The organism is Staphylococcus sp. GDY8P72P (genome assembly GCF_016890655.1).
Taxonomy (GTDB): Bacteria; Bacillota; Bacilli; order Staphylococcales; family Staphylococcaceae; genus Staphylococcus; species Staphylococcus arlettae.
In genome coordinates this window covers 1-21,203 of sequence record NZ_JAFEQJ010000009.1, presented here as the reverse complement: position 1 = coordinate 21,203, position 21,203 = coordinate 1, and the positions used below count along the sequence as shown (strand labels likewise).

Sequence of the window (21,203 nt, the reverse complement as noted above, 5' to 3'; positions counted from 1 at the left end):
ACTAAAGTTATTCATATAAAAGGCGTATAAACTATAAATATAAGCTACTGAAATACCTAGAGCAACAAGCGTCATCATTCCAGGTTTTTTAGTTGAAATTTCATCTTTAGCCCCTGATAAAAATGGCTTTCCTCCGTAAAAGAATAGAATTGTAGCAAGAATTAATACAATCCAATCTGACCCTGTAAATGAAATTTGAAACGGTAATTTAACTCCCATCATGGGCGATAAAATAATAATCGGTATCGCAAAAATCAAAGAAATAAAGAATTTACTTTTAAAATTTCCATGATGGTGATGTTCATGATTACCATGACTAGTGTGATTTTCATGTTCTTGATGACTATGATGCTCATGATTTTGGCGTTTTTTGTTATTCGACAAAATTAAACCTCCTAATTTTATATTTTTAAAGATAGTAACAAGACAATTTGAGTATAACATATACGGTATATGGGTATATACCATTTGACTTTTTTATTTTGTAGTGTACAGAAAATAACCATTTTCTGCACACTCCCTTTTTATGTCTAAATAGGTAGGTATATTATATGATTGAGTGTTCAAAAACCCAACAAAAAATCTATGTTCATAAAAGACCTTAGAATTAAGTTATGGTACACTGAATGTGTATATAGGAGGTTTGTATTTTGAAAATAGGTTATGCAAGAGTTTCAACTGGATTACAAAATTTGAATTTACAGGAGGATCGATTAAATCAATATGGTTGTGAAAAAATATTTAGTGACCATATCAGTGGTTCAAAAAGTAAAAGACCTGGTTTAGATAAAGCAATTGAATTTGCGAGGTCAGGAGATACGATTGTTGTTTGGAGATTAGACAGATTAGGACGTAATATGGAGGATTTAATCACATTAGTTAATGAGCTTAACGAACGAGGAGTAAGTTTCCACAGTTTAGAAGAAAATATAACGATGGATAAATCAAGTTCTACAGGACAATTATTATTTCATTTGTTCGCAGCATTTGCAGAATTTGAACGGAATTTAATTTTAGAACGTTCTTCAGCAGGCCGAATTGCAGCACGTGCTAGAGGACGCTATGGAGGTAGACCAGAAAAATTAAGCCAAAAAGATTTAAATTTACTTAAAACACTTTATGATAATGGCACACCAATCAAAACAATTGCGGAGCAGTGGCAAGTTTCACGTACAACAATTTATCGTTACCTCAATAAATTGGAGGATAAGGAAGATGAAAAACAAGGAGAAGTATCTAACTAATTTTTCTGAAGCCAAGCGTAAAAAAGCTACTCAAAAGTACAATATTATAAAACCTTTTATCTTGGGCGAACAATCTTTATCAACCATTTCAAAAAGTAAAGGTATTGCATTAAGTACACTTTATAGATGGAATAAATTATATAAGGAACAAGGACTTACTGGTCTAATTCATAATACAAGAGTTGATAAAGGTGAGCGTAAATTAGAACAAAACATAATTGACGAGATTAAACGCCTTGCACTTAAGAATAAAAGAAATAGTATTGCTACAATTCATAGGAAAATCGCTAATTATTGTATAGAGAATAATTTTGATAAACCAAGCTACAAACAAGTTTATAGTATTATTAAAGCAATGCCTAAGTCTGTTATTGATTTCTCTCACCAAGGTGAAAAATACTATCAAAATAAGTACGATTTAATACAAATAAGAGAATCCTCAAGACCCAATGAAATATGGCAAGCCGACCATACTTTGCTAGATATTTATATATTAGATCAAAAAGGTAATATCAATAGACCATGGCTAACCATTATTATGGATGACTATAGTCGTGCCATTGCAGGCTATTTTATAAGTTTTGATTCTCCTAATGCTCAAAACACAGCATTAACACTATACCAAGCAATATGGAATAAGAATGATACCAACTGGCCAGTGTGTGGTATACCCGAAAAATTCTATACAGATCACGGAAGTGACTTTACCTCAAATCACATGGAACAAGTCGCTATTGACTTGAAAATAAATTTGATGTTTTCAAAAGTTGGTGTCCCTCGTGGTCGTGGAAAAATAGAACGCTTTTTTCAGACAGTTAACCAAATTTTCTTAGAACAACTGCCTGGATATATAAACAATAGTGATATTCCTAGTAATTTAATAAATTTTCACAATTTTGAAGAAAAATTACGTTACTTTTTAATTGAAAATTATAATCAAAAAGAACATAGTGCTATTCATACCACGCCTATCAGTCGTTGGAATAGTAATCACTTTTTCCCTAATATGCCAAGTAGCTTAGAACAACTTGATTTATTATTGTTGGAAATACCTAAATCTAGAAAAGTTCATTCAGATGGCATTCATTTTCAAGGTTTTTGATACATTAATACTAATCTAGCAGCTTATGTAGGTGAATATGTACTGATTCGTTATAACCCAAATGATATGGCTGAAATACGTGTGTTTTATAGAGATGAATTTCTTTGTACTGCTATATGTCCAGAAATAGCTGATTACTCCATAGATATAAAAGACATACAGCACGCTCGTAGTCAGAGAAGAAAACACTTAAAACAAAATATTACTAGTCCAAGTACCACGGAATTAATTAAGGAAGAAAAAAATTGTGGTTATTCACCTCAAGAAACGACTAAAAACGTCAATAAATTAAAGAGGTATCGTAATGACTAAAAATCAGAATTTTATTGAAACGAAAGAGTATAAACGGTTTGCTGAATTTTGTGACGCTTGCATTAAATATCAATATATTGGTATCTGTTATGGTCAACCTGGAGTTGGGAAAACTTTATCTTCAAGATATTATACAAATTGGGATACTATCGAAAAACAAGTTAACCATAGAGGTTGGGAAGATTTAGCTAGTAAAACGACCGATGACATACTATCGGTGGATAAAATATTTTATACTGCACCAGCAGAAAAACAAACTAAATTAAGGAATGATTTATATAGTATTACTGCAAGCATTGATTTGGGTCAAAAATTACATGTTGTAAATAAGTATGGACATGAACATAGTAAACATTATAGTGATATGTTTAAATATATTGATTTAATTATAGTAGATGAGATTGATCGCCTTAAAGTGCAACATTTAGAGCAATTAAGAGCTATTTATGATGAACATAATTTAGCAATGATATTTATTGGTATGCCGGGCATAGAGAAAAAACTATCTCGTTATCCTCAACTATATTCGCGCATAGGTTTTGCGCATGAATTTGATAATCTAAGTAAAGATGAGACGCATCATATATTAGAATATAAGTGGCAAGATTTAGGATTTGATTTAAAACTCGAAGACTTTACTGATTATGAGGCAATAACGACGATTATTAAAATCACAAAAGGGAATTTTAGGCTGATTCATCGTTTATTTGCGCAGATAGACAGAATTATGGATATAAATGGTTTAGATAAAATAAGTACAGAAGTTGTAGAAACAGCTAGAGATAGTTTAGTTATAGGTATTCGATAATAGAAAAAGTAACGCATTTTAATATAGTGCGTTGCTTTTCTCATTTTTTAGGTAAAGTCATTCTCATATATCGAATAAAGTGACAGCATCGAGAAGTAGATTTTATTAATAAGTATAAGCACCCATAAAACAATTAGTAAGAGGTGGTATTCAAATGGCTAAAATTGGTTATGCACGTGTATCAACACAAGATCAAAGTCTTGATGGACAAATTGATACACTTAAAGACTATGGTTGTGAACGTATCTTTAGCGAAAAAGTGAGTGGTCGCAAAACGAAAAGAACAGAACTTGATAAGTGTTTAGACTATTTACGTGAAGGAGACATCCTAGTTATCTATAAATTAGATCGTCTTGGACGTACAACAAAACAATTAATTGATCTGTCTCAATGGTTAGATGAAAACGGCATTGATTTACATATTATTGATATGAATGTGTCAACCAAAGATGCGATGGGAAAAATGTTTTTTACAATGATGAGTGCATTTGCAGAACTTGAAGCTAACTTATTAAGTGAACGTACGAAAAAAGGTCTAGAAGCTGCGAGAGCAAGAGGGAGAAAAGGCGGCCGTCCTTCTTTGCCAGATTATAAGAAAAGAGAAATCAAATTCTTATACGATGAACAAAAACTAACTGGGGAAGAGATTGCTAAACAGACAGATGTTAGTCGTTCAACGGTATACAGAATAATAAAAAATAATTAGTTTAAAAAACTGGTAACGTGAAGAAATAATAAAAAGGGAGGAAATTTATTGGAACTTAGACATATGCAGTATTTTGTAGAAGTCGTAAAGCAAAAAAGTATGACCAAAGCAGCATCTAATCTTTTTATCACACAACCCACAATTAGTAATACAATTAAATTATTAGAAGAAGAATTAGATGTAAATTTATTTAATAGGTATAAAAACCAAATATACTTAACTGACGCAGGAGAAGCTTTCTTTTTCCAATGTAAAGAAATGCTTAAAATGTATGATAATATCCCTAATGAGTTAAGTAATTTATTAGAATTAAAAAAGGGACATTTGAAAATTGGAATCCCTACTATTATTAATATAAGAATATTAATTGGCTTAATTTCGGAATTTCATGAAATGTATCCTAATATAACTTTTCAACTTTTTGAAAATGGTAGTAAAAAAATTGAAAACGATGTATATTATGGCGATTTGGACATGGGAATTACTGTACTTCCTACAAATAATAAAAACTTTGATATATTCTCTTTTTCAGAAGAAAAATTAAAACTGGTCGTTCATAAAAATCATGCATTATCTAAAAAAACAAAGATTGATATTGAAGATTTACAAGAACAAGAATTTATTTTATTCAATTCTGATTTCTATTTAAACGATAAAATCAAAAATACATGTAGAAATTATGGCTTTAATCCTAATATAATTTTTGAAACCACCCAATGGAGCTTCATAGAAGAAATGTTATTAAATAATCTAGGGATATGTATATTACCCGAAGGAATACTAGGCTTATTAGATAATAATTTACAAGCCATCGATATTAATGAACCTTCCATGAAATGGGAACTTGGTATTATTTGGAGAAAAGATATTATAGTTGATTCTTTAACAAAAAATTGGATTAAATTTCTCCAAGAAAACTTCTTAATTAACTATTAAATATAAAAGCATTTGAGAAATTTATAGCTATATAAAAAAAGGATATTTTATATTTATACACTCTCGCTCTATAATTAGAATGTAAAATATTATAGAAACGGGAGTTTTTTATGGAAAATTATAAATTTCCTAGAGATAGTAAAATTGTCAGTACGGATCAAGTATTAATTAATGATTTAAACAATTATAATACACTGTTTGGGGGGGTATTAATGAAAAAAATTGATAATAACGCAACGCTATCAGCTAGAAGACATGCAAGAGTTAAAGAATGTGTTACAGCTTCTACAGATTCAGTAGAATTTTTATATCCAATCACCCAATCTGATTCCGTTTGTATAGAATCTTATGTAGTTTATACAGGAGAAAAATCTATGGAAATATTTTGTAAAGTCATTTCAGAAGATATGATTACTGCAGAAAGAAAAATTGCTGCTGTAGCTTTTCTTACTTTTGTAGCTTTGGATGAAAATAAAAAACCAATTAAAATACCCAAAATCTCTCCTCAGTCCAAAGAAGAAAAATTATTATTTATGGATGGCGAAGAAAGAGCTAAAATGCGAAAAATTAAACGATCACAAACTAAAAATATAATTGACTCTCTTGATATTAATAAGCCATGGGAATTGGAGTAGTGATAAAATGATTAATGAAATGGAAGAATTAAACCAAATTAAGTTAGATTTGAAAAAACTAAGAAACGAATTTCCTAGTATGTATGAAAAGTTAGAATATATAGCTAGTTTGACAAGACAATTAAGTATCCATTATAAATATTTAGGAGTACTTATGTTTTCAGATAACCGTGAAAATATTCAAAATGAGAGACCAACTTTAATAAGAGAATCTGTTTTGAAATTATATGAACAAGAAGTTGCAAAAGTTAAAAAAGATACTAATTTTGTGTTTTTTAAAGATATGATATTAAAATTCCAAAATGTGGACTACTCACAAATATTTCTTATCATTTTAGGTGCCGAACCTGGTTTTGTATTTAATAATACAATTATTAAATAATAAATAATAAATTCATTAAGAATGCTTAGACTAAAAAATTATAAAAATTCACAAATTATTTGACTAAATGAAACTATATTTTAGCTAATAAAAGAGCCGCTCTGATTTTTTAGAGTGGCTCTTTTATTAGCTTTTATAACTTAACGAGAATTTTTGCTTGTGATTTATCGTTTACAAGCTGTTTAAATCCTGACTCCACAATATCATCTAACTCTATCTCATCAGTAACGACATCTTTAACTTTTAAATTACCTTCATTAATTAAATCTATTGTTTGTTGAAATGTAGTAGGTGTATAAGCAATTGTCGAAGTGAGCTTTACACCTGTATTTGTTAATTGCATTGGATTCCATTCAATAGGATGGCCGAATATAGAAACTATAACAACAATACCTCTTGCTTTAGTAACATCTATTGCAGATTTAAGTGTTGGCGCTACACCAGCTACCTCAAATGCTACATCAACTCCATTATCTGTATGTTTATTAATAACATCACTTGGATCTGATTCACCGGAATTTATAGTATGAGTAGCACCAATCGCTTTAGCTTTATTCAATCTTTCTTCTGATAAATCAAAAACAAATATCTTACTTGCACCTGCAGCTTTAGCTGCTATGACTGTTAATAAACCGATTGGCCCTGCACCAAAAATAGCAACAGTATCGCCAAATAGAACTTCACCTTCTTTAATTGCTTGAACTGCAACAGCTGTTGGCTCTACAAGAGCGCCTTCTTTATCAGAAACGTTATCTGGTAACTTATAAACGTTCTCTTCTGGGGCATTTGTAAATTCTGCAAATCCACCATCAGAACCTAAACCTATAAATGAATAACCATCATAAAGATCAATATTTTCTTCTTTTTCACGATTTGAAACTGTAGGATTAATGACAACACGATCGCCTTTATTAAATTTTGTAACCTTAGAACCAATATCATCTACTACACCTGCAAATTCGTGGCCTAATGTAACGGGCGCTTTTTGGCCAAGGAACGGGTCAGGTTTGTCTGTTGAAATAAATATAGGGCCTTCTAAGTATTCATGTAAATCTGTCCCACAAATGCCAGCCCAAGACACTTTAACTTTAACCTCATTATCTTGTAACTCTTTAGATTTTCGATCTTCAACTCGTACATCCTTTTGACCATACCAAACTGCTGCTTTCATTGATAAAACCTCCTTGTTTTAGTTAATTTAATAGTATGCCTTTTAAAAGTTACTTTCAAATAAACTAACCTTTTAATATAGTGTTTCTAAATTATTATATGATTAGAGTGTACCCTAATCATGTAAAATATTGAATTAGTTTACTATTTCAACATTTTATTACGAATATCTTGTTTATCATTTTCATTTAATTCTGCTAAACAATGATAAAGATACTCGAAATGTAGCAATAATATTACTGCATTTTGTTTTGTTCCATACTGATTATCATAACCATGCATAATAGAATGTCTATTAATTTCATTCATCCTTTTTTCACCAAATTCAAAATTTCGTTTTAATTTAAATTTATAATATTCTTTGATTTTGACGTAATCAGCATCAACATAATAATCATGCTTAGATTTGTACTTGTTTATCGTTTCCTCAATTACAATATTAAAGAGTCGATAATTAGTTCTTCCTTTATAATTCACTGAATTGAATATCATACCTTCTAATCTTGCTAATAATGCAGGTATTATAAGATAATAATATTCATGCTTATATCCATCTAAAATCTCTTTTAATATAGTAATATCTTCTTGAGGTAGTTTGTAAGTGGTTACTTGGCTTTTTAAATGATTAAAATGAATTTCATCAAAATACCTTGTCATTATCAAATTAATATTTTCTTTAGTTACCTCCTGATGATTTGAATTCATTTCAACATAATTAATAACTTCATTTATATCTACATAATCTATTGGCGGATAATCATAGTTAATAAAAATTGAATTTACTGTAGTTGTATTATCAATAAAACTATCTAAAGCATCTTTAAATTCATCTAAGTTAGGTATACTTTTAGCTAAAACTTCTATTGATTCAGATATTTTCTTACTGTATTTAGAATTTATATCTTTTATTGCTTCGGATATTTTCTTGCTAAATATAGAATTTATATCTTCTATATTTTTATGCATTCTATTAAAATTTAATTTATCTAGTATGATATGTTTACTAAAATTATTCTTCATTTTAATTTCCCTTCTTAATTTACATAATGACCGTTATCGTTAACTTTTTTATTTTAAATTATTGTTTATCAATATTTATAAAAGCTATAGAATCAGTATTTATAAATAAGAAATCGCCGCCATCCGGAATTTTTATAGAAATGCTATTTGTTTTATCTTTGACTACTCCTTCTATATCTTCAATGAGCCTATTATAAGCATTTTCACCTAATACACTTTTTATAATCGCATATTGCTGGTCACTATAATTTAACACCTATTGTTATTCTTTCTTCTTCATATGTACTCACAGCTTACCTACCTCCAATTTTGGATTTTTTTAATATAGTATACTCTTCTGCTAATTTAATCACTTTGCATTCCTACCAATTATGATGTTATAATGCACTTAACAAAGTTATTAAGCATAATACACCAATCCCCTCACTATCGGAAGTAGTGAGGGGATTTTTTAGGTGTTGGCTAAAGGTCGCCTATTTTTTCTTATCGTTGCGATTGCGTAGCCAATGCGCAAATAACGCTACGATACAACCACTCGCTGCCGTGGTCGTGATGTGAACAAAGTTATCAAGCATAATTACACCTCCTCTCTACGTCAACTTGACGCCTGAGAGATAGGCGACTCTATAATTATATCATCTGTAAACATGTAAGCATATATACTTCCGATAAGTTGAATTATGAAAACCACTTATAACAGAACATATAACAAAAAATATTAGGAAGTTAATCCTCACAAATATTAAGTTACCATTATCGCTTTAATAATCTGTATTTCTTATATATTTTATACACAAATGTAAGTTACACATGTGTTAATTACATTTGTATAACTTACACATCACTTTTCTAATTATTTGCATACTGTATGCAATATATACCTAAAAAGCCTGTTGAAATAAACAATTAAATAAATATACAAGTTTACTTATTTAACTAATGCCCAATCATTTTTATCAGAGCAATGAAGTACATTTGTGTAATATACACAAATGTACTTTACACAAATATATTTTACACATATATTAATAAATAATGCTTTCAACACTGTATTTCATTACATGCAAAAGCTTATCACTATAACACATAAATCTTCGATTATTTTATTAAATTTTATTGTTTCGATATACTATAAATGAAGTAATGAGGTGCTAAATCTTACTTTGAGAACTAAAATACTTTGCTGAGTGTTTATAAAGCCTAAGTGAAGTATTTCATATAGACTATTCCTTTCTCTGATCCTACTATCAAGCTAATAAATGCTTCATAGTAGTTTTTTTGTTACTCAAAATAATTTTAATAGATAGATTCAATACATTTTACTTTTTCCTGTCTTCTTAAGAAAAAAACATTGGTTTAACTGCAATCATTATCAATTTCCTAAATGTCATAACATCTTCATAAGACCATTTAATATCAGGATTTTGAATAACTAAATCATATAATCTTTTTATCTCTTTACCCATTTCTTTTTCAGTATATAAATCACGCTTTTCCGATAAAGGACGCTCCTTATTCTCAATCATTTTTTCATCCCATTCTATCCTGCGACTATAAGCCCAATATAATTTAGTTACAGTATCTAACCAACCATTTTCTAAATAATAGTTAATTGTATAACTTTTAAGATGTATGATTTTAAACTCATCAATTGTATCCTTTTGGGGTCCACCAGATCCTCTAAATTAGTGGGTTCATCTAAAATTTCGGCCCCATATTTTTCAACTGAAATACTAGAAATTGAATCATAAGTTGCTTTAATTTTTTCCGATACATCTACTTCAATAGAGTAATCTCCTATTGAAAATGATTTGATATTTTGAAACAAATTATGGATGTCTTTTTTAAAAAGTAATATAAATATCAATATAACTATAGGGAAAGAAAAATGTGAATACAATAATTTTAACATCTCATATACAAAAGAAAAAAAGTTCATTATATATCCTACCTTTTTTTAATTAGACTTATCATAGTACTAAATACTCTATAAAATTTTAAAAGTTTTTATAGAATATATTCCTCTGTTTTTCAAACAAAAATACCATAAATATTAATATTCTACTGACTCAAGCAATGCTAAAATTTTATCTTGTTTATTCGCAACTTCTTTTAAAACTTTTGTATTTTGTGCTTGCTGATGTGACTGTTCTGCATATAATTTTTGATAACTTTCAAGTGGATCTAATAACTCTAAAGTCTCTAAAATTAATTTGTTTCTTGATATATTTTTATCTTTAGCCAATCTACTTAATCGATCTAACAACTCACTATCTACATCTCTAATTAGTAAATCTTTCTTCATTATTTTGAACTCCTTTTTTTTAAATTTTTTACTTATTTTTTTATGTTTTACGTACATATACTTACTAAGGTTATTTTGAAATTTAAACTAAATCCAGAATGATATTAAAGTATTATGCCTTCAAAAAAGGGTGTCTCACCTTTGTGACATTTTCTATATATCGTGTCACAAAGGTGAGACAAACACAATATGTTGTGTCACGAAAGTGAGACATTTCTATTTTTTTGATATCATAACACAAACCATTTAAACCCTTGGAATGTCTGGCTTAGCCAGACCTATCATTTCAAATGATAGCATATTCTCCTTATGCTCTTACCAAATATTTACCGATTTTCACGTTTTTTCTAAAACGCTCATAAAATCCATATAGTTTTTTTACTTACATGGTATGAAAAACATACCGAATCAAACATTTAAAACACTAATTTTTATATTATATTTAAGATGTATCTATAACAAAAGGAGTGTTCAAAATAAAACTAAGTTATAAACTAAAAATGGAACGTCTTAACGAAGAACTATCTCGAAAGAAATTGGCAAAATCACTTAATAAATATTTTAAAACGAAATATTATACAGAGAGAATAATAGGTATCATTGAAAGTGATGAGACTTATTTAAAATTTGATGTTGTTGATGAAATGTGTTGCTTTTTTAATTTAACAATTCAAGATTTACTATATAAAAAATGGCCAGAATATAATCAGGATTTCACTGACTACTTCCAAAATGAAACTACGAAATATTGTCCTTTGCCTGATGAAAATAGAACACGAGTTCATCAATTTTCTCAGCTTATATCTCATTTTAATTTAGTTAATAAACAGGATTGGATTTCATTCCCCAAGTATGATTTTATCCAAAGAGTTTATTACGATTACTTTGAAAAAAATGTTATTGATTACTCAACATGTGAAATAGCTTTAAATACTTTTAAGTTCCATTATCCAAATTATTTATACAAAAATAATAGTGGTTTAATCATTAAACATGATTCAGCAGGTATATTATCTGTTACCGATCATCGTGATCCTATATCGAATGATGCATTGAAAAATGGCGTTGAAAGAATAGAGCATGCCATTGGCTTATTATTAGAAGTCAATACCCATAAATATGATCAAGGACTATTCACATCCCATAATATTGAAAAGTTAATTGAATACTTTAGGTGTCATAATATTAGCTTAAATAACTTAAGTTCTAATACATTAATCCCTTTATCAACATTGAAAAATTTATATAAAAATCCTAAAAAGTTATACTTTAAAGATATTCAGACACTATGTAACTATTTAGATTTTCCAATCAATGAGATTTCAAATTATACTAGTGACATTCAAGATAATATTGACGCTAAAAATATAGGTGAACATCTAGCAAAGTTAACTAACACTGGTGAAATTGAATCATTTAATCAACAATATTATCTAACGTCACAAGAAACTCAATTACTCATTCCTAGCTATTGTTATGAATCATTTATACGACAAATGAAAAAAGACTTAAATAGAGGCAGTGATGAGACAATGCTTTTCATGGAATTTAAGCATTTTATTTTTCAATGGCACTTTTTTAATAAACTTAAAATTTTACTGTCTCAAAAGTTGAACGGAAAAATTGGTAGAGATCTCTTTTATATGTTTATTAAAACGGAAATAGAATCTGCATTAGGTAATAAGCTTTATCCAAGTAATCCAGTTAATCTATTAGGCACTTTAGCACTAAACAGAATTTCAAAGTTTGATAATACAAGTAATAAAGAGCTTCAAGAAATCATAGAAGAACAATTCAAATAACTATCAACACACTTATCACTATAATGATGTGTATACGTATCAACATAAACATAACTACATTCATACACATACCTATATACACCAAATTTTATAGTACTTTATTTACGTATAAAATTTGGTGTTGTTCTATAGTATCAAGACAAGAAGAAACTCGTTTCTAAAACCATAATAAAAAAACAGTAATACCAAAAAAATATATAATCAAAATACAATCAAAAAGGAGGATCTATATGAAATTTAGAAAAATTCAAAATGAAGATTATACTGCTTGTGCTAAAAATTTAGTTTCAGCTTATGAGGGAGCTCCATGGTATAATAAATGGACTGAAAAAGAAGCATTACTTAGAATTGAAGCCACAATGAGCGGATTTAATTCTAAAGGATATGTAATCGAAGAAAATAATAAAGTAATCGCAATGTGTATCGGCAGAATAGATTATTATTTCAATGGCATGAACCAATTTTGTATAGATGAGTTTCATGTTATACCTAAATTTCAAAAGAATGGCGTAGGTAAAAAATTAATAAATTCTGTCTCTGATTCACTCAAACTTGATGAAATATATAAAATTTTTCTAATCACGGGCGGAGAACTAGCAGAAAATTTTTATAAAAAAAAACGGCTTCATGAAATCAGAAGAAGGAAGCATGTTGGAACTCCAACTGTAGAATTATGACTAAAAATTAAAAAAAGAGATGTGAAATTAGATTCACATCTCTTTTTAACTATCACTTGATATCTATTACTTTTCTTTGATTATTCTCAGTTTTCGGTAAATCTACAGATAAAATACCATCTTCAAATTTAGCCTCAATATTATCTTCATCTATATTATTAAGTGAATACATTCTCTTCACGTTACTATAAGATCTTTCTTTTTGAATGACTTTACCTTCATCATCTTTTTCTTCATTTACCTGATTATTTTCAGCAGAAATTATTAGCGTCCCATTTTCATAAGAAATATCTATTTGGTCTTTTGAAAATCCTGGAAGCTCTGCTTTTAATTCATATCTATCGTCTTTTTCACTAATATCAGTTTTTATACCTTGTTCATTAGGAAAATTACTAAAAAATTGTCTTCCAAAATCTCTAAACAATTCACTAGGTGTCATATCAAAATAATCTCTTCCAAATGGTTTTAAACCATAACTCATAACGATCACTCCTTATCATATTTAACCTATTTTTTGATTAATATTTTTGACATAATCCAAATCATTTAAATACTCTTCCTAATTACTGTTGAATTCGAATTCAACAAAAGGGTTAAATTCAAATACACCATCAAAATTAGACATATTCTTAAAAGGAATTAGTTTTTTTGAATTTTTATCTAAACTCATATCAACCCCTCCCTATAAAGCATATAACTATTTTCACTATATATATAACATAAAGGTCAAAATTGGTCAATAAATTTTCTCGGCATAAATACGTGGTCTATTTATTTTGCTTTTCTCCAAAATATTAAGATAAAAACACTCCAATACCACCAATAAAAACTGCAACAAAAATCCCAATCCACATTAAAATAGACATAGAAAACGCTCCTTTTTAAGTAAACTCTATCACAAGAACGATTTAAAATTTAAATACCTTTATTTTGAATTTTAAGGGGGTATTTTAAAGATTTAGGGGTAAATCATATAGTTTTATGCCTAAAAACATATATAAGCTCTTAAAACACAAATATGAGCCAAATAAATATATGCTATTTTAAAAAACAAAAATTTGAGCAAAACCAGTGACTAATTTTTTAGACACTGCCCATTTACGCACAAAATTATTTTTTGCGTAAAAACTGGGAAACCATGCTGGTTGAACGCTATAGTTCCCGCAGGGGCAAAAATACATAAAAAAACGCTAGCTTTTAAGCTAACGTTTCAAATCTTTTAAGTAATCATTTTGTTTTTCAAAATGCCAAATTGCCGTAATTGAATGTGCTTTTTCTTCTTCGTCTGTGATTTTATCTTCATCACTTGTATTAATTAAATTACCATCTTCGGCATCATCTAAATTTAAAATTTTATGCTTTTGTTTAAGCAGTCCACCATAACTCAACATACGTTTTCGGTATAAACCTTTTCCAAGTCATTCACGATTTCTTGATTTCTTTCATCATCATCAGTTAAAAAATCAGATGACTTAACCGAATATTTAGAGGTTTCTTTGATTGCTATAAGATTATCTAAATTATTGGTTAAAGATATTATGTTGTTTCATGTTTTGACGACGCATATTAAGTGCGTGTATTTCTTCAAGTTCAGCTTTAATCGATTGCATCAAATAACCTTGCATACCTTCAACTGTTTCATTTTTCTGTAGCAACATCGCTTTAAATCGTTTTAAGACACTGATAAGTTCGAACTCCACGTCTTCTAAACGGTAATATGTATCATGAGCATTATTAAATGATTTTTTTCCTTTAAGTAAAACACTTTTAATAATACGAATTTCTCTAATTTCAAAATTACTTAAGTAATCTTTGATTTGTTGTGGCAATTCTTCAAGCACTTGGAATTTTAAGGCATCATTATTAAATTCAGTTTGTTGATGATTTGTATGATTCGAATGATTGTGGTTTGTTGAATTGTTATATGTATCATTCATATCATGCGTATCATTATTCTCAGTCTCTATATAGTCAGTATTATTTAAGTCAGTATCATTAGTGTATTCTTTTGATATGTCATGATGTATCAAATTAATATTTCTTGATGTATCATTATCATATTTCTGGACGTATGAATTTGATACGTCCGTGTTATTACGCTGTTCTATATCATTTTCTTGTTGTGAAATATAATATACATCAGCTTCTGTTACTTCCGGTTTTTTAATATATAATTTATTAGGTTTATTTAAACCTACTCTTATTTGATTGAATAAATCAGCTTGAGTTAATTCTTTTTTAATTTTAGATAACTTATTTGGACTACTAATATTTAAAATAGATTTAAGCTTTTCATTGGTATAAATAAAAAATATATCTCCATTTTTATCTACCCAATTATTTCTTATAGATAAATCTAAACGATCTCTTAATATTGACCATGTTATTTTTGCATCGTTAGACAAATTAACATATTTAGGATTCGTAAAAAACACTTTAGGTAATTGATAAAATTTCTCTTTTTGGATTTCTTTAATGTTAAAGTTGGACATACAAAAACCTCTTTCATATTTAAATTTCTAAAAGAGGTAATAAAAAGCTATAAGTAAGTTTATATGTATTCGACTTGCACTAATAATTCTTAGAATATATAATAAGAATATAACAAATATATAAACAAACAAATCACTTGTTTTATTACCGAAGAAACCTGACTATTCCCGTAGTTGGGTTTCTTTTATATATATTTATAATAACACTTTTAAAAGTTTTGTTAAATTGTTTATATACATTTGGGTGTATGCATTTTCAAAAAAAGATAAAACTTCGTATAATACCTTTATATGGTTATATCATATAACAGCGTATAAACGCTTATATAGCAAGTATAAAGGGTATATAACACCTATACATATAGGGTTGAAAGTTTATATATATAATCCTATATACTTATACGTATAACCGTATATAGCTATATGTATAATGAATTATATGACCTTGTAATACCAAGTATAATAGCTATATAATGGTATAAATGTCATGTGTATAATTATATGGAGGCCATTATATGAAAAGTATGAAGGAAATTGCCGATGAATTAAACGTAACAAAAATGACTGTTTATAATAATGCTAAAAAAGCAAATGTAAAATTTCAAAAAATCGATAACGTAAATTACTTATCCGGTGAAGATGAAATTATAGTAGTAAACCGAATAAGAAAAAATCAGAATAAGAATGATGATTTTGAAGGTGAAAAAAAAGAAGAAGCTGAACCTAATAATGATAACCTGGTGAAAGATGAGACAATAAAACAATTATATAACCAAGTAGCTATATATAAAGAACAATCAAATAGAGATAAAGAGCAAATAAACACACTTAATAGACTTTTAGAGAATCAACAAATATTAGCTTTAGAAAGTAATAAAAAGATTCAAAAATTGGAGAATCAATTAGAAGAAGAAAGGCAGCTTAATTATTCTTTTGATCCATCCACGAATGATAGACAAAATGTCAATGAGCAAGAAGCAAAATTAACTGAAGAAGTTAAAAATGTTAATCAACAATACGAAAATCAAACAGCAGAAGATGTTGGAGAAAGAAAAAAAGAGGTTCCCGAAGAGAACAATGATAACAGCTTAGAAGAAGATGAGTTATTTAAAGACAATAATCCATCTGAAGAAACAAATAACGATCCTGATGATAAGGTAGAACAAGCATCTAAAAAAGGTTTCTGGAGTCGGTTATTTGGTAATTAATTGTAATTAAAAAGGCACGACAAGTTCATAAACTTGTCGTGCCTTTTTATGTGAATGGAACTTCTGATAATCATCGATTATGTTAATTATTGCTTTAATAGGTTTATTAATTAACGTTATTGTAGCTTGGATTATGTTACGTGGTGGAGATGTAGAAGAAAATTTAAATATGCGTGGTGCTTATTTACATGTTATTAGCGACATGTTCGGTTCTATAGGTGCAGTAGTAGCGGCATTTCTTATCATGTTTTTTGGATGGGGATGGGCAGATCCTTTAGCAAGCGTTATTGTAGCTGCTCTAGTACTACGTAGTGGGTTTTATGTAACAAAATCAAGTCTTCATGTATTAATGGAGGGGACACCTGACACTATTAATACGGGAGAAATTATTAAAACCTTAAAAACCTTCAAAGAAGTAATAAATATCCATGATTTTCATATTTGGTTAGTAACTAGTGGGATGAATGCATTATCTTGTCATATAGTTGTCAATGATAAAATGTCTATTGGTGAAAATGAAACTTTACTTAAACGTATTGAACATGAATTGAATCACAAAAACATTCAACATGTAACAATACAGACTGAAACTTCCAATAATAATCATAGTGGCAAATTGTTCTGTGACATGAAGGGAAAAGGAGAGGGTCATCATAATTAATTAAAAAGTTAAGATGCTAATTTTTGAGATTTTATAAACAAATTAGCATCTTAACTTTTTTATTCAATTTAATAGCATTTTGGAGTTAATTCATTCAAAGATAGATTTTTATTTTACTGTTCCAGGATTTTAAAAATTTCTTTTTTATTATTTTCAAAACCTACGAAATATTTAAATAATTTTTTTTTGCCCCAAAATCGTTTTTTATAAAAAGCAAATAAAGGAACAATTCGGTTCCCTGATATTTTTTTCATATCTTCTTCTAATTCTAAATTTTGGCTTACCTCTTTATGAATATAATTAATCCCTTGGGAGTTTAAATATTTTTTGGATTCTTGGCAATCGGAGCATGTAGGTCTTGTGTAAAGCTCAAGTTGTATATTTTTATTCAAATAATCACCTCTAAATATAAGTTTTACCGTATATTTTATATAAATATTACATTAATGACAAATGTTAAGTTTTTATGTTGACTTATATCTGGATGGGGTATAATATAATAAACGATAACACATACCCCATATAGGTATATTAGGAGGGCTGAAATTGGATATAACTACTGTTGAAAGAAACGACGTATTACTTAATAGACTCAAAAGGTTAGAAGGACAAATACGTGGTTTGCAATCAATGATAGCTGAAAATAGATACTGTATAGATGTATTAATACAAATAACAGCAATACAATCAGCTTTAAAACAAGTAGGCTTTATAGTAACTGAAGACCATATATCTAGCTGTATAACTGAAGGTATTAAGCAAGGAAATGGTGAAGAAAGTATTAAAGAGTTGATGGTTGTATTGAAACAATTTTCAAAATAAGAGGAGTGAAATAATTGAATGATAATATTAAAAAAACAACAATAGGAATTACAGGTATGACGTGCGCGGCTTGCTCAAATAAAGTAGAAAAAAACTTAAATAAGCTTGATGAAGTTAATGCTAACGTAAATCCATCAACAGAGAAGGCTATGATTGAATATAATCCAAATATTACATCATTGGAAGATATTACGAATACAATTCAAAAAACAGGATATGGAATTTTAACTGAAAAAGTAGATTTAGATGTAATAGGCATGACGTGTGCAGCTTGTTCGAATAAAATAGAAAAAGTATTAAATAGAATTTCAGGCGTGGATAAGGCAACAGTAAATTTAACCACTGAAAGTGCTATTGTAGAATATAACCCTGATATGACATCTGTGGATGAATTTCAACAACGTATTAAGAATTTAGGATATGATGCTCAACCTAAGAAAGAAGCATCAGAAAAAAGTTCTCAAAAAGAAAAACAATTGAAACGACAATTAATTAAATTAATTATTTCAGCCATTTTAGCAGCTCCATTGTTAATGACAATGTTTGTTCATTTATTTGGTCTTCAAATACCAAATATATTTATGAACCCTTGGTTCCAATTTGTATTAGCAACACCTGTTCAATTTATCATTGGTTGGCAATTTTATGTAGGCGCTTATAAAAACCTTCGTAATAAGTCAGCCAATATGGATGTTCTTGTCGCTTTAGGTACAAGTGCAGCTTTCTTTTATAGTATTTATGAATCAATTAAGTGGTTAATCGATACGAACTACGAGCCACACCTTTACTTTGAAACAAGTGCTGTATTAATTACTTTAATTCTTTTTGGAAAATATCTAGAAGCCCGTGCTAAAACTCAAACAACAAATGCTTTAAGCAAATTATTAAATTTACAAGCTAAAGAAGCTCGAGTATTACGTGATGATGAAGAGATTATGGTTCCTTTAAGTGAAGTAAATGAGGGAGATTATTTAGTTGTCAAACCGGGAGAGAAAATACCGGTAGACGGAAAAATAATCAAAGGAATAACTTCAATTGATGAATCAATGTTAACTGGAGAATCTATTCCTGTTGAAAAAACACAAAGTGATAATGTTATCGGATCAACAATGAATAAAAACGGAGCAATTACTATTGAAGCAACAAAAGTTGGCAAAGATACTGCCCTTGCCTCTATTGTTAAAGTCGTTGAAGAAGCACAAGGTTCCAAAGCACCGATACAAAGGTTAGCAGATATTATTTCTGGATATTTTGTACCTATTGTTGTAGGTATAGCAATTTTTACATTTATTATATGGATTTCATTAGTTCAACCAGGACAATTTGAACCAGCTTTAGTTGCTGCAATTGCAGTATTAGTTATTGCTTGTCCTTGCGCTCTAGGGTTAGCTACACCTACTTCTATCATGGTAGGAACAGGAAAAGCTGCTGAAAATGGTATCCTCTTTAAGGGTGGAGAGCATATTGAACGTACTCATGCTATTAACACGGTGGTTTTAGATAAAACTGGAACTATAACAAATGGTACTCCTGAAGTAACCGATTTCATTGGAGATAATAAGACGTTACAATTATTAGCTAGTGCTGAAAAAGGGTCTGAACACCCATTAGCCGAGGCAATCGTAAATTATGCTAAGGAAAAATCACTAGAACTTTTAGAAGTGGAATATTTTGAAGCTATACCTGGCCGCGGTATAAAAGTAAATATTGATAATAAAGAACTTTTTGTTGGTAATCGGCAGCTAATGAATGAAAAAGGAGTCGACACTAAAGAAGTAGAACTAAACCTAACCAATTTTGAAGAAGAAGGAAAAACTGCAATGCTAATAAGTATAGATAATGAATTAAGCGGCATTGTAGCTGTAGCTGATACAGTTAAAGGTACTGCCCAACAAGCTATTCAACAACTTCATAATTTAGGTATTGAAGTAGCTATGTTAACGGGTGATAACAAACGTACAGCCCAAGCAATAGCAAAACAAGTAGGTATAGATACAATAATTGCCGAAGTATTACCTGAGGAAAAAGCTTCTAAAATTGAAGAACTTCAAAATCAAGGGAAAAAAGTTGCAATGGTTGGAGATGGTGTGAATGATGCTCCAGCACTGGTTAAATCCGATATTGGTATTGCTATTGGTACTGGTACGGAGGTTGCAATTGAAGCAGCTGATGTAACGATCTTAGGAGGCGATCTCTTATTAATTCCAAAAGCAATAAAAGCAAGTAAATCTACAATTCGGAATATACGTCAAAACCTCTTTTGGGCATTTGGCTATAATGTTGCAGGTATCCCAATAGCAGCGATTGGCTTGTTAGCACCTTGGGTTGCAGGAGCAGCAATGGCTTTAAGCTCTGTAAGTGTTGTCACAAACGCTTTACGTTTAAAACGTATGAAATTATAAGACTTTCAAATTTTTTTGAAAGGAGGTGACAATATTGAATAACGAATTAATTAACATAGAAGGTATGAGTTGTGACCATTGCAAGCATTCAATTGAAAAAGCGTTGAATAGCTTAGATGGTGTAACTTCTTCAGAAGTAAACTTGTCAAATGAGAATGTTGAAATTGCATTTGATGGAAGTCAAGTGGGTTTTAACGATTTTAAAGAAGCTATTGAAAATCAAGGTTATGATGTAGTTGAATAATTTAAATAAATAGGCATATCATTAAATTGATATGCCTTTATTAAAAAATAAAGGAGAAAAAATACGAATGATAATCATGAACATTATTCAAAAAAATCAGACATTAAAATAAATGTTGTTTATAAAGCAGGTGGTTCTGTTGCAAAGTTGAAATTATAGAATAATTTTAACAAAAAGGAGTCTTCTGTATGACCTATTACAGAGATAAACAATTTAACAAGGATGTAATCACTGTAGCCGTTGGCTACTATCTAAGATATGCATTGAGTTATCGT

The 21,203-nt window shown here is 29.0% G+C and carries 21 protein-coding genes and 5 pseudogenes; 15 read left to right on the top strand and 11 right to left on the bottom strand.

Annotated elements, in window-relative coordinates:
• Positions 1–384: pseudogene (locus JVU85_RS05640) on the bottom strand (heavy metal translocating P-type ATPase); the annotation flags it as partial.
• Positions 385–650: 266 nt separating this feature from the next.
• Between JVU85_RS05640 and JVU85_RS05635 the strand changes: the two are divergent.
• The 7 genes and pseudogenes from JVU85_RS05635 to JVU85_RS05605 all read left to right on the top strand — a co-directional run bounded on the left by JVU85_RS05635 (position 651) and on the right by JVU85_RS05605 (position 6,125).
• Positions 651–1,244, top strand: a complete 594-nt coding sequence (locus JVU85_RS05635; protein WP_107384734.1) for a recombinase family protein — start codon at positions 651–653, stop codon at positions 1,242–1,244.
• Positions 1,216–2,658, top strand: a pseudogene (locus JVU85_RS05630) (transposase). The gene JVU85_RS05635 and the pseudogene JVU85_RS05630 overlap by 29 nt, the downstream one beginning before the upstream one ends.
• On the top strand, positions 2,651–3,466 hold the full coding sequence (locus tag JVU85_RS05625; RefSeq protein ID WP_000164962.1) for an AAA family ATPase: 816 nt from the start codon (positions 2,651–2,653) through the stop codon (positions 3,464–3,466). The pseudogene JVU85_RS05630 and the gene JVU85_RS05625 overlap by 8 nt, the downstream one beginning before the upstream one ends.
• A 154-nt stretch (positions 3,467–3,620) precedes the next feature.
• Entirely contained in the window at positions 3,621–4,172 is a 552-nt protein-coding gene (locus tag JVU85_RS05620) for a recombinase family protein (RefSeq protein WP_011304040.1), read from the top strand.
• Positions 4,173–4,220: 48 nt separating this feature from the next.
• Positions 4,221–5,108 carry a cidABC operon transcriptional activator CidR gene (gene cidR / locus JVU85_RS05615; protein ID WP_070039664.1) on the top strand — a complete coding sequence of 296 codons (888 nt, stop codon included), beginning with the start codon at positions 4,221–4,223 and terminating at the stop codon, positions 5,106–5,108.
• A 110-nt stretch (positions 5,109–5,218) separates the two neighbouring features.
• Positions 5,219–5,743, top strand: coding sequence for an acyl-CoA thioesterase (locus JVU85_RS05610; protein WP_011867724.1), 525 nt, complete (start codon positions 5,219–5,221; stop codon positions 5,741–5,743).
• A 7-nt stretch (positions 5,744–5,750) separates the two neighbouring features.
• Positions 5,751–6,125: a hypothetical protein gene (locus JVU85_RS05605; RefSeq protein WP_011867723.1), complete on the top strand. Its 375-nt coding sequence runs from the start codon at positions 5,751–5,753 to the stop codon at positions 6,123–6,125.
• A 133-nt stretch (positions 6,126–6,258) separates the two neighbouring features.
• Here JVU85_RS05605 and JVU85_RS05600 read toward each other — a convergent pair whose 3' ends face one another.
• The 6 genes from JVU85_RS05600 to JVU85_RS05575 form a co-directional block, all read right to left on the bottom strand.
• Positions 6,259–7,296 carry a 2,3-butanediol dehydrogenase gene (locus JVU85_RS05600; protein ID WP_107524064.1) on the bottom strand — a complete coding sequence of 346 codons (1,038 nt, stop codon included), beginning with the start codon at positions 7,294–7,296 and terminating at the stop codon, positions 6,259–6,261.
• Positions 7,297–7,439: 143 nt separating this feature from the next.
• Complete coding sequence (locus tag JVU85_RS05595; protein ID WP_107377005.1) at positions 7,440–8,315, bottom strand: hypothetical protein; 876 nt, start codon at positions 8,313–8,315, stop codon at positions 7,440–7,442.
• A 58-nt stretch (positions 8,316–8,373) separates the two neighbouring features.
• Positions 8,374–8,571, bottom strand: a complete 198-nt coding sequence (locus tag JVU85_RS05590; protein WP_071561892.1) for a hypothetical protein — start codon at positions 8,569–8,571, stop codon at positions 8,374–8,376.
• A gap of 217 nt (positions 8,572–8,788) precedes the next feature.
• The gene (locus tag JVU85_RS05585; RefSeq protein WP_002495781.1) at positions 8,789–8,890 is read right to left on the bottom strand and encodes a type I toxin-antitoxin system Fst family toxin; all 102 of its coding nucleotides are present in this window, start codon (positions 8,888–8,890) and stop codon (positions 8,789–8,791) included.
• Positions 8,891–9,652: 762 nt separating this feature from the next.
• Positions 9,653–9,841 carry a hypothetical protein gene (locus tag JVU85_RS05580; protein ID WP_203217289.1) on the bottom strand — a complete coding sequence of 63 codons (189 nt, stop codon included), beginning with the start codon at positions 9,839–9,841 and terminating at the stop codon, positions 9,653–9,655.
• A 527-nt stretch (positions 9,842–10,368) separates the two neighbouring features.
• Positions 10,369–10,620: a hypothetical protein gene (locus tag JVU85_RS05575; RefSeq protein WP_238929026.1), complete on the bottom strand. Its 252-nt coding sequence runs from the start codon at positions 10,618–10,620 to the stop codon at positions 10,369–10,371.
• Positions 10,621–11,120: 500 nt separating this feature from the next.
• On the opposite strand from JVU85_RS05575, the gene JVU85_RS05570 reads away from it, so the two are divergent.
• Both JVU85_RS05570 and JVU85_RS05565 read left to right on the top strand, forming a co-directional pair.
• Positions 11,121–12,422: a helix-turn-helix domain-containing protein gene (locus tag JVU85_RS05570; RefSeq protein WP_204172137.1), complete on the top strand. Its 1,302-nt coding sequence runs from the start codon at positions 11,121–11,123 to the stop codon at positions 12,420–12,422.
• Positions 12,423–12,652: 230 nt separating this feature from the next.
• On the top strand, positions 12,653–13,099 hold the full coding sequence (locus JVU85_RS05565) for a GNAT family N-acetyltransferase (RefSeq protein WP_239435865.1): 447 nt from the start codon (positions 12,653–12,655) through the stop codon (positions 13,097–13,099).
• Between the two features lie 52 nt (positions 13,100–13,151).
• On the opposite strand, the gene JVU85_RS05560 is transcribed toward JVU85_RS05565, so the two are convergent.
• The 3 genes and pseudogenes from JVU85_RS05560 to JVU85_RS05550 form a co-directional block, all read right to left on the bottom strand.
• Positions 13,152–13,580 (bottom strand): Hsp20/alpha crystallin family protein, encoded by a 429-nt coding sequence (locus JVU85_RS05560; RefSeq protein ID WP_204171298.1) that lies wholly within the window; start codon positions 13,578–13,580, stop codon positions 13,152–13,154.
• Positions 13,581–14,301: 721 nt separating this feature from the next.
• A pseudogene (locus tag JVU85_RS05555) lies at positions 14,302–14,603 on the bottom strand (protein rep); the annotation flags it as partial.
• 16 nt (positions 14,604–14,619) lie between these two features.
• A complete protein-coding gene (locus tag JVU85_RS05550; RefSeq protein WP_204172136.1) occupies positions 14,620–15,591 on the bottom strand; it encodes a replication initiator protein A in 972 nt (323 codons plus the stop codon).
• Positions 15,592–16,106: 515 nt separating this feature from the next.
• Between JVU85_RS05550 and JVU85_RS05545 the strand changes: the two genes are divergently transcribed.
• Positions 16,107–16,799, top strand: coding sequence for a DUF536 domain-containing protein (locus tag JVU85_RS05545; protein WP_204172135.1), 693 nt, complete (start codon positions 16,107–16,109; stop codon positions 16,797–16,799).
• Between the two features lie 70 nt (positions 16,800–16,869).
• A pseudogene (locus JVU85_RS05540) lies at positions 16,870–17,460 on the top strand (cation diffusion facilitator family transporter); the annotation flags it as partial.
• A 113-nt stretch (positions 17,461–17,573) separates the two neighbouring features.
• Here the strand turns inward: JVU85_RS05540 and JVU85_RS05535 are convergent.
• Positions 17,574–17,852 carry a glutaredoxin family protein gene (locus JVU85_RS05535; protein ID WP_009385637.1) on the bottom strand — a complete coding sequence of 93 codons (279 nt, stop codon included), beginning with the start codon at positions 17,850–17,852 and terminating at the stop codon, positions 17,574–17,576.
• 154 nt (positions 17,853–18,006) lie between these two features.
• On the opposite strand from JVU85_RS05535, the gene JVU85_RS05530 reads away from it, so the two are divergent.
• The 4 genes and pseudogenes from JVU85_RS05530 to JVU85_RS05515 form a co-directional block, all read left to right on the top strand.
• Positions 18,007–18,282 carry a metal-sensing transcriptional repressor gene (locus JVU85_RS05530; RefSeq protein ID WP_009385635.1) on the top strand — a complete coding sequence of 92 codons (276 nt, stop codon included), beginning with the start codon at positions 18,007–18,009 and terminating at the stop codon, positions 18,280–18,282.
• 14 nt (positions 18,283–18,296) lie between these two features.
• The gene (locus JVU85_RS05525) at positions 18,297–20,684 is read left to right on the top strand and encodes a heavy metal translocating P-type ATPase (protein WP_009385633.1); all 2,388 of its coding nucleotides are present in this window, start codon (positions 18,297–18,299) and stop codon (positions 20,682–20,684) included.
• Between the two features lie 34 nt (positions 20,685–20,718).
• Positions 20,719–20,928 (top strand): copper chaperone CopZ, encoded by a 210-nt coding sequence (copZ, locus tag JVU85_RS05520; protein WP_009385631.1) that lies wholly within the window; start codon positions 20,719–20,721, stop codon positions 20,926–20,928.
• Between the two features lie 188 nt (positions 20,929–21,116).
• Positions 21,117–21,203 (top strand): annotated as a pseudogene (locus tag JVU85_RS05515) (IS6 family transposase); the annotation flags it as partial.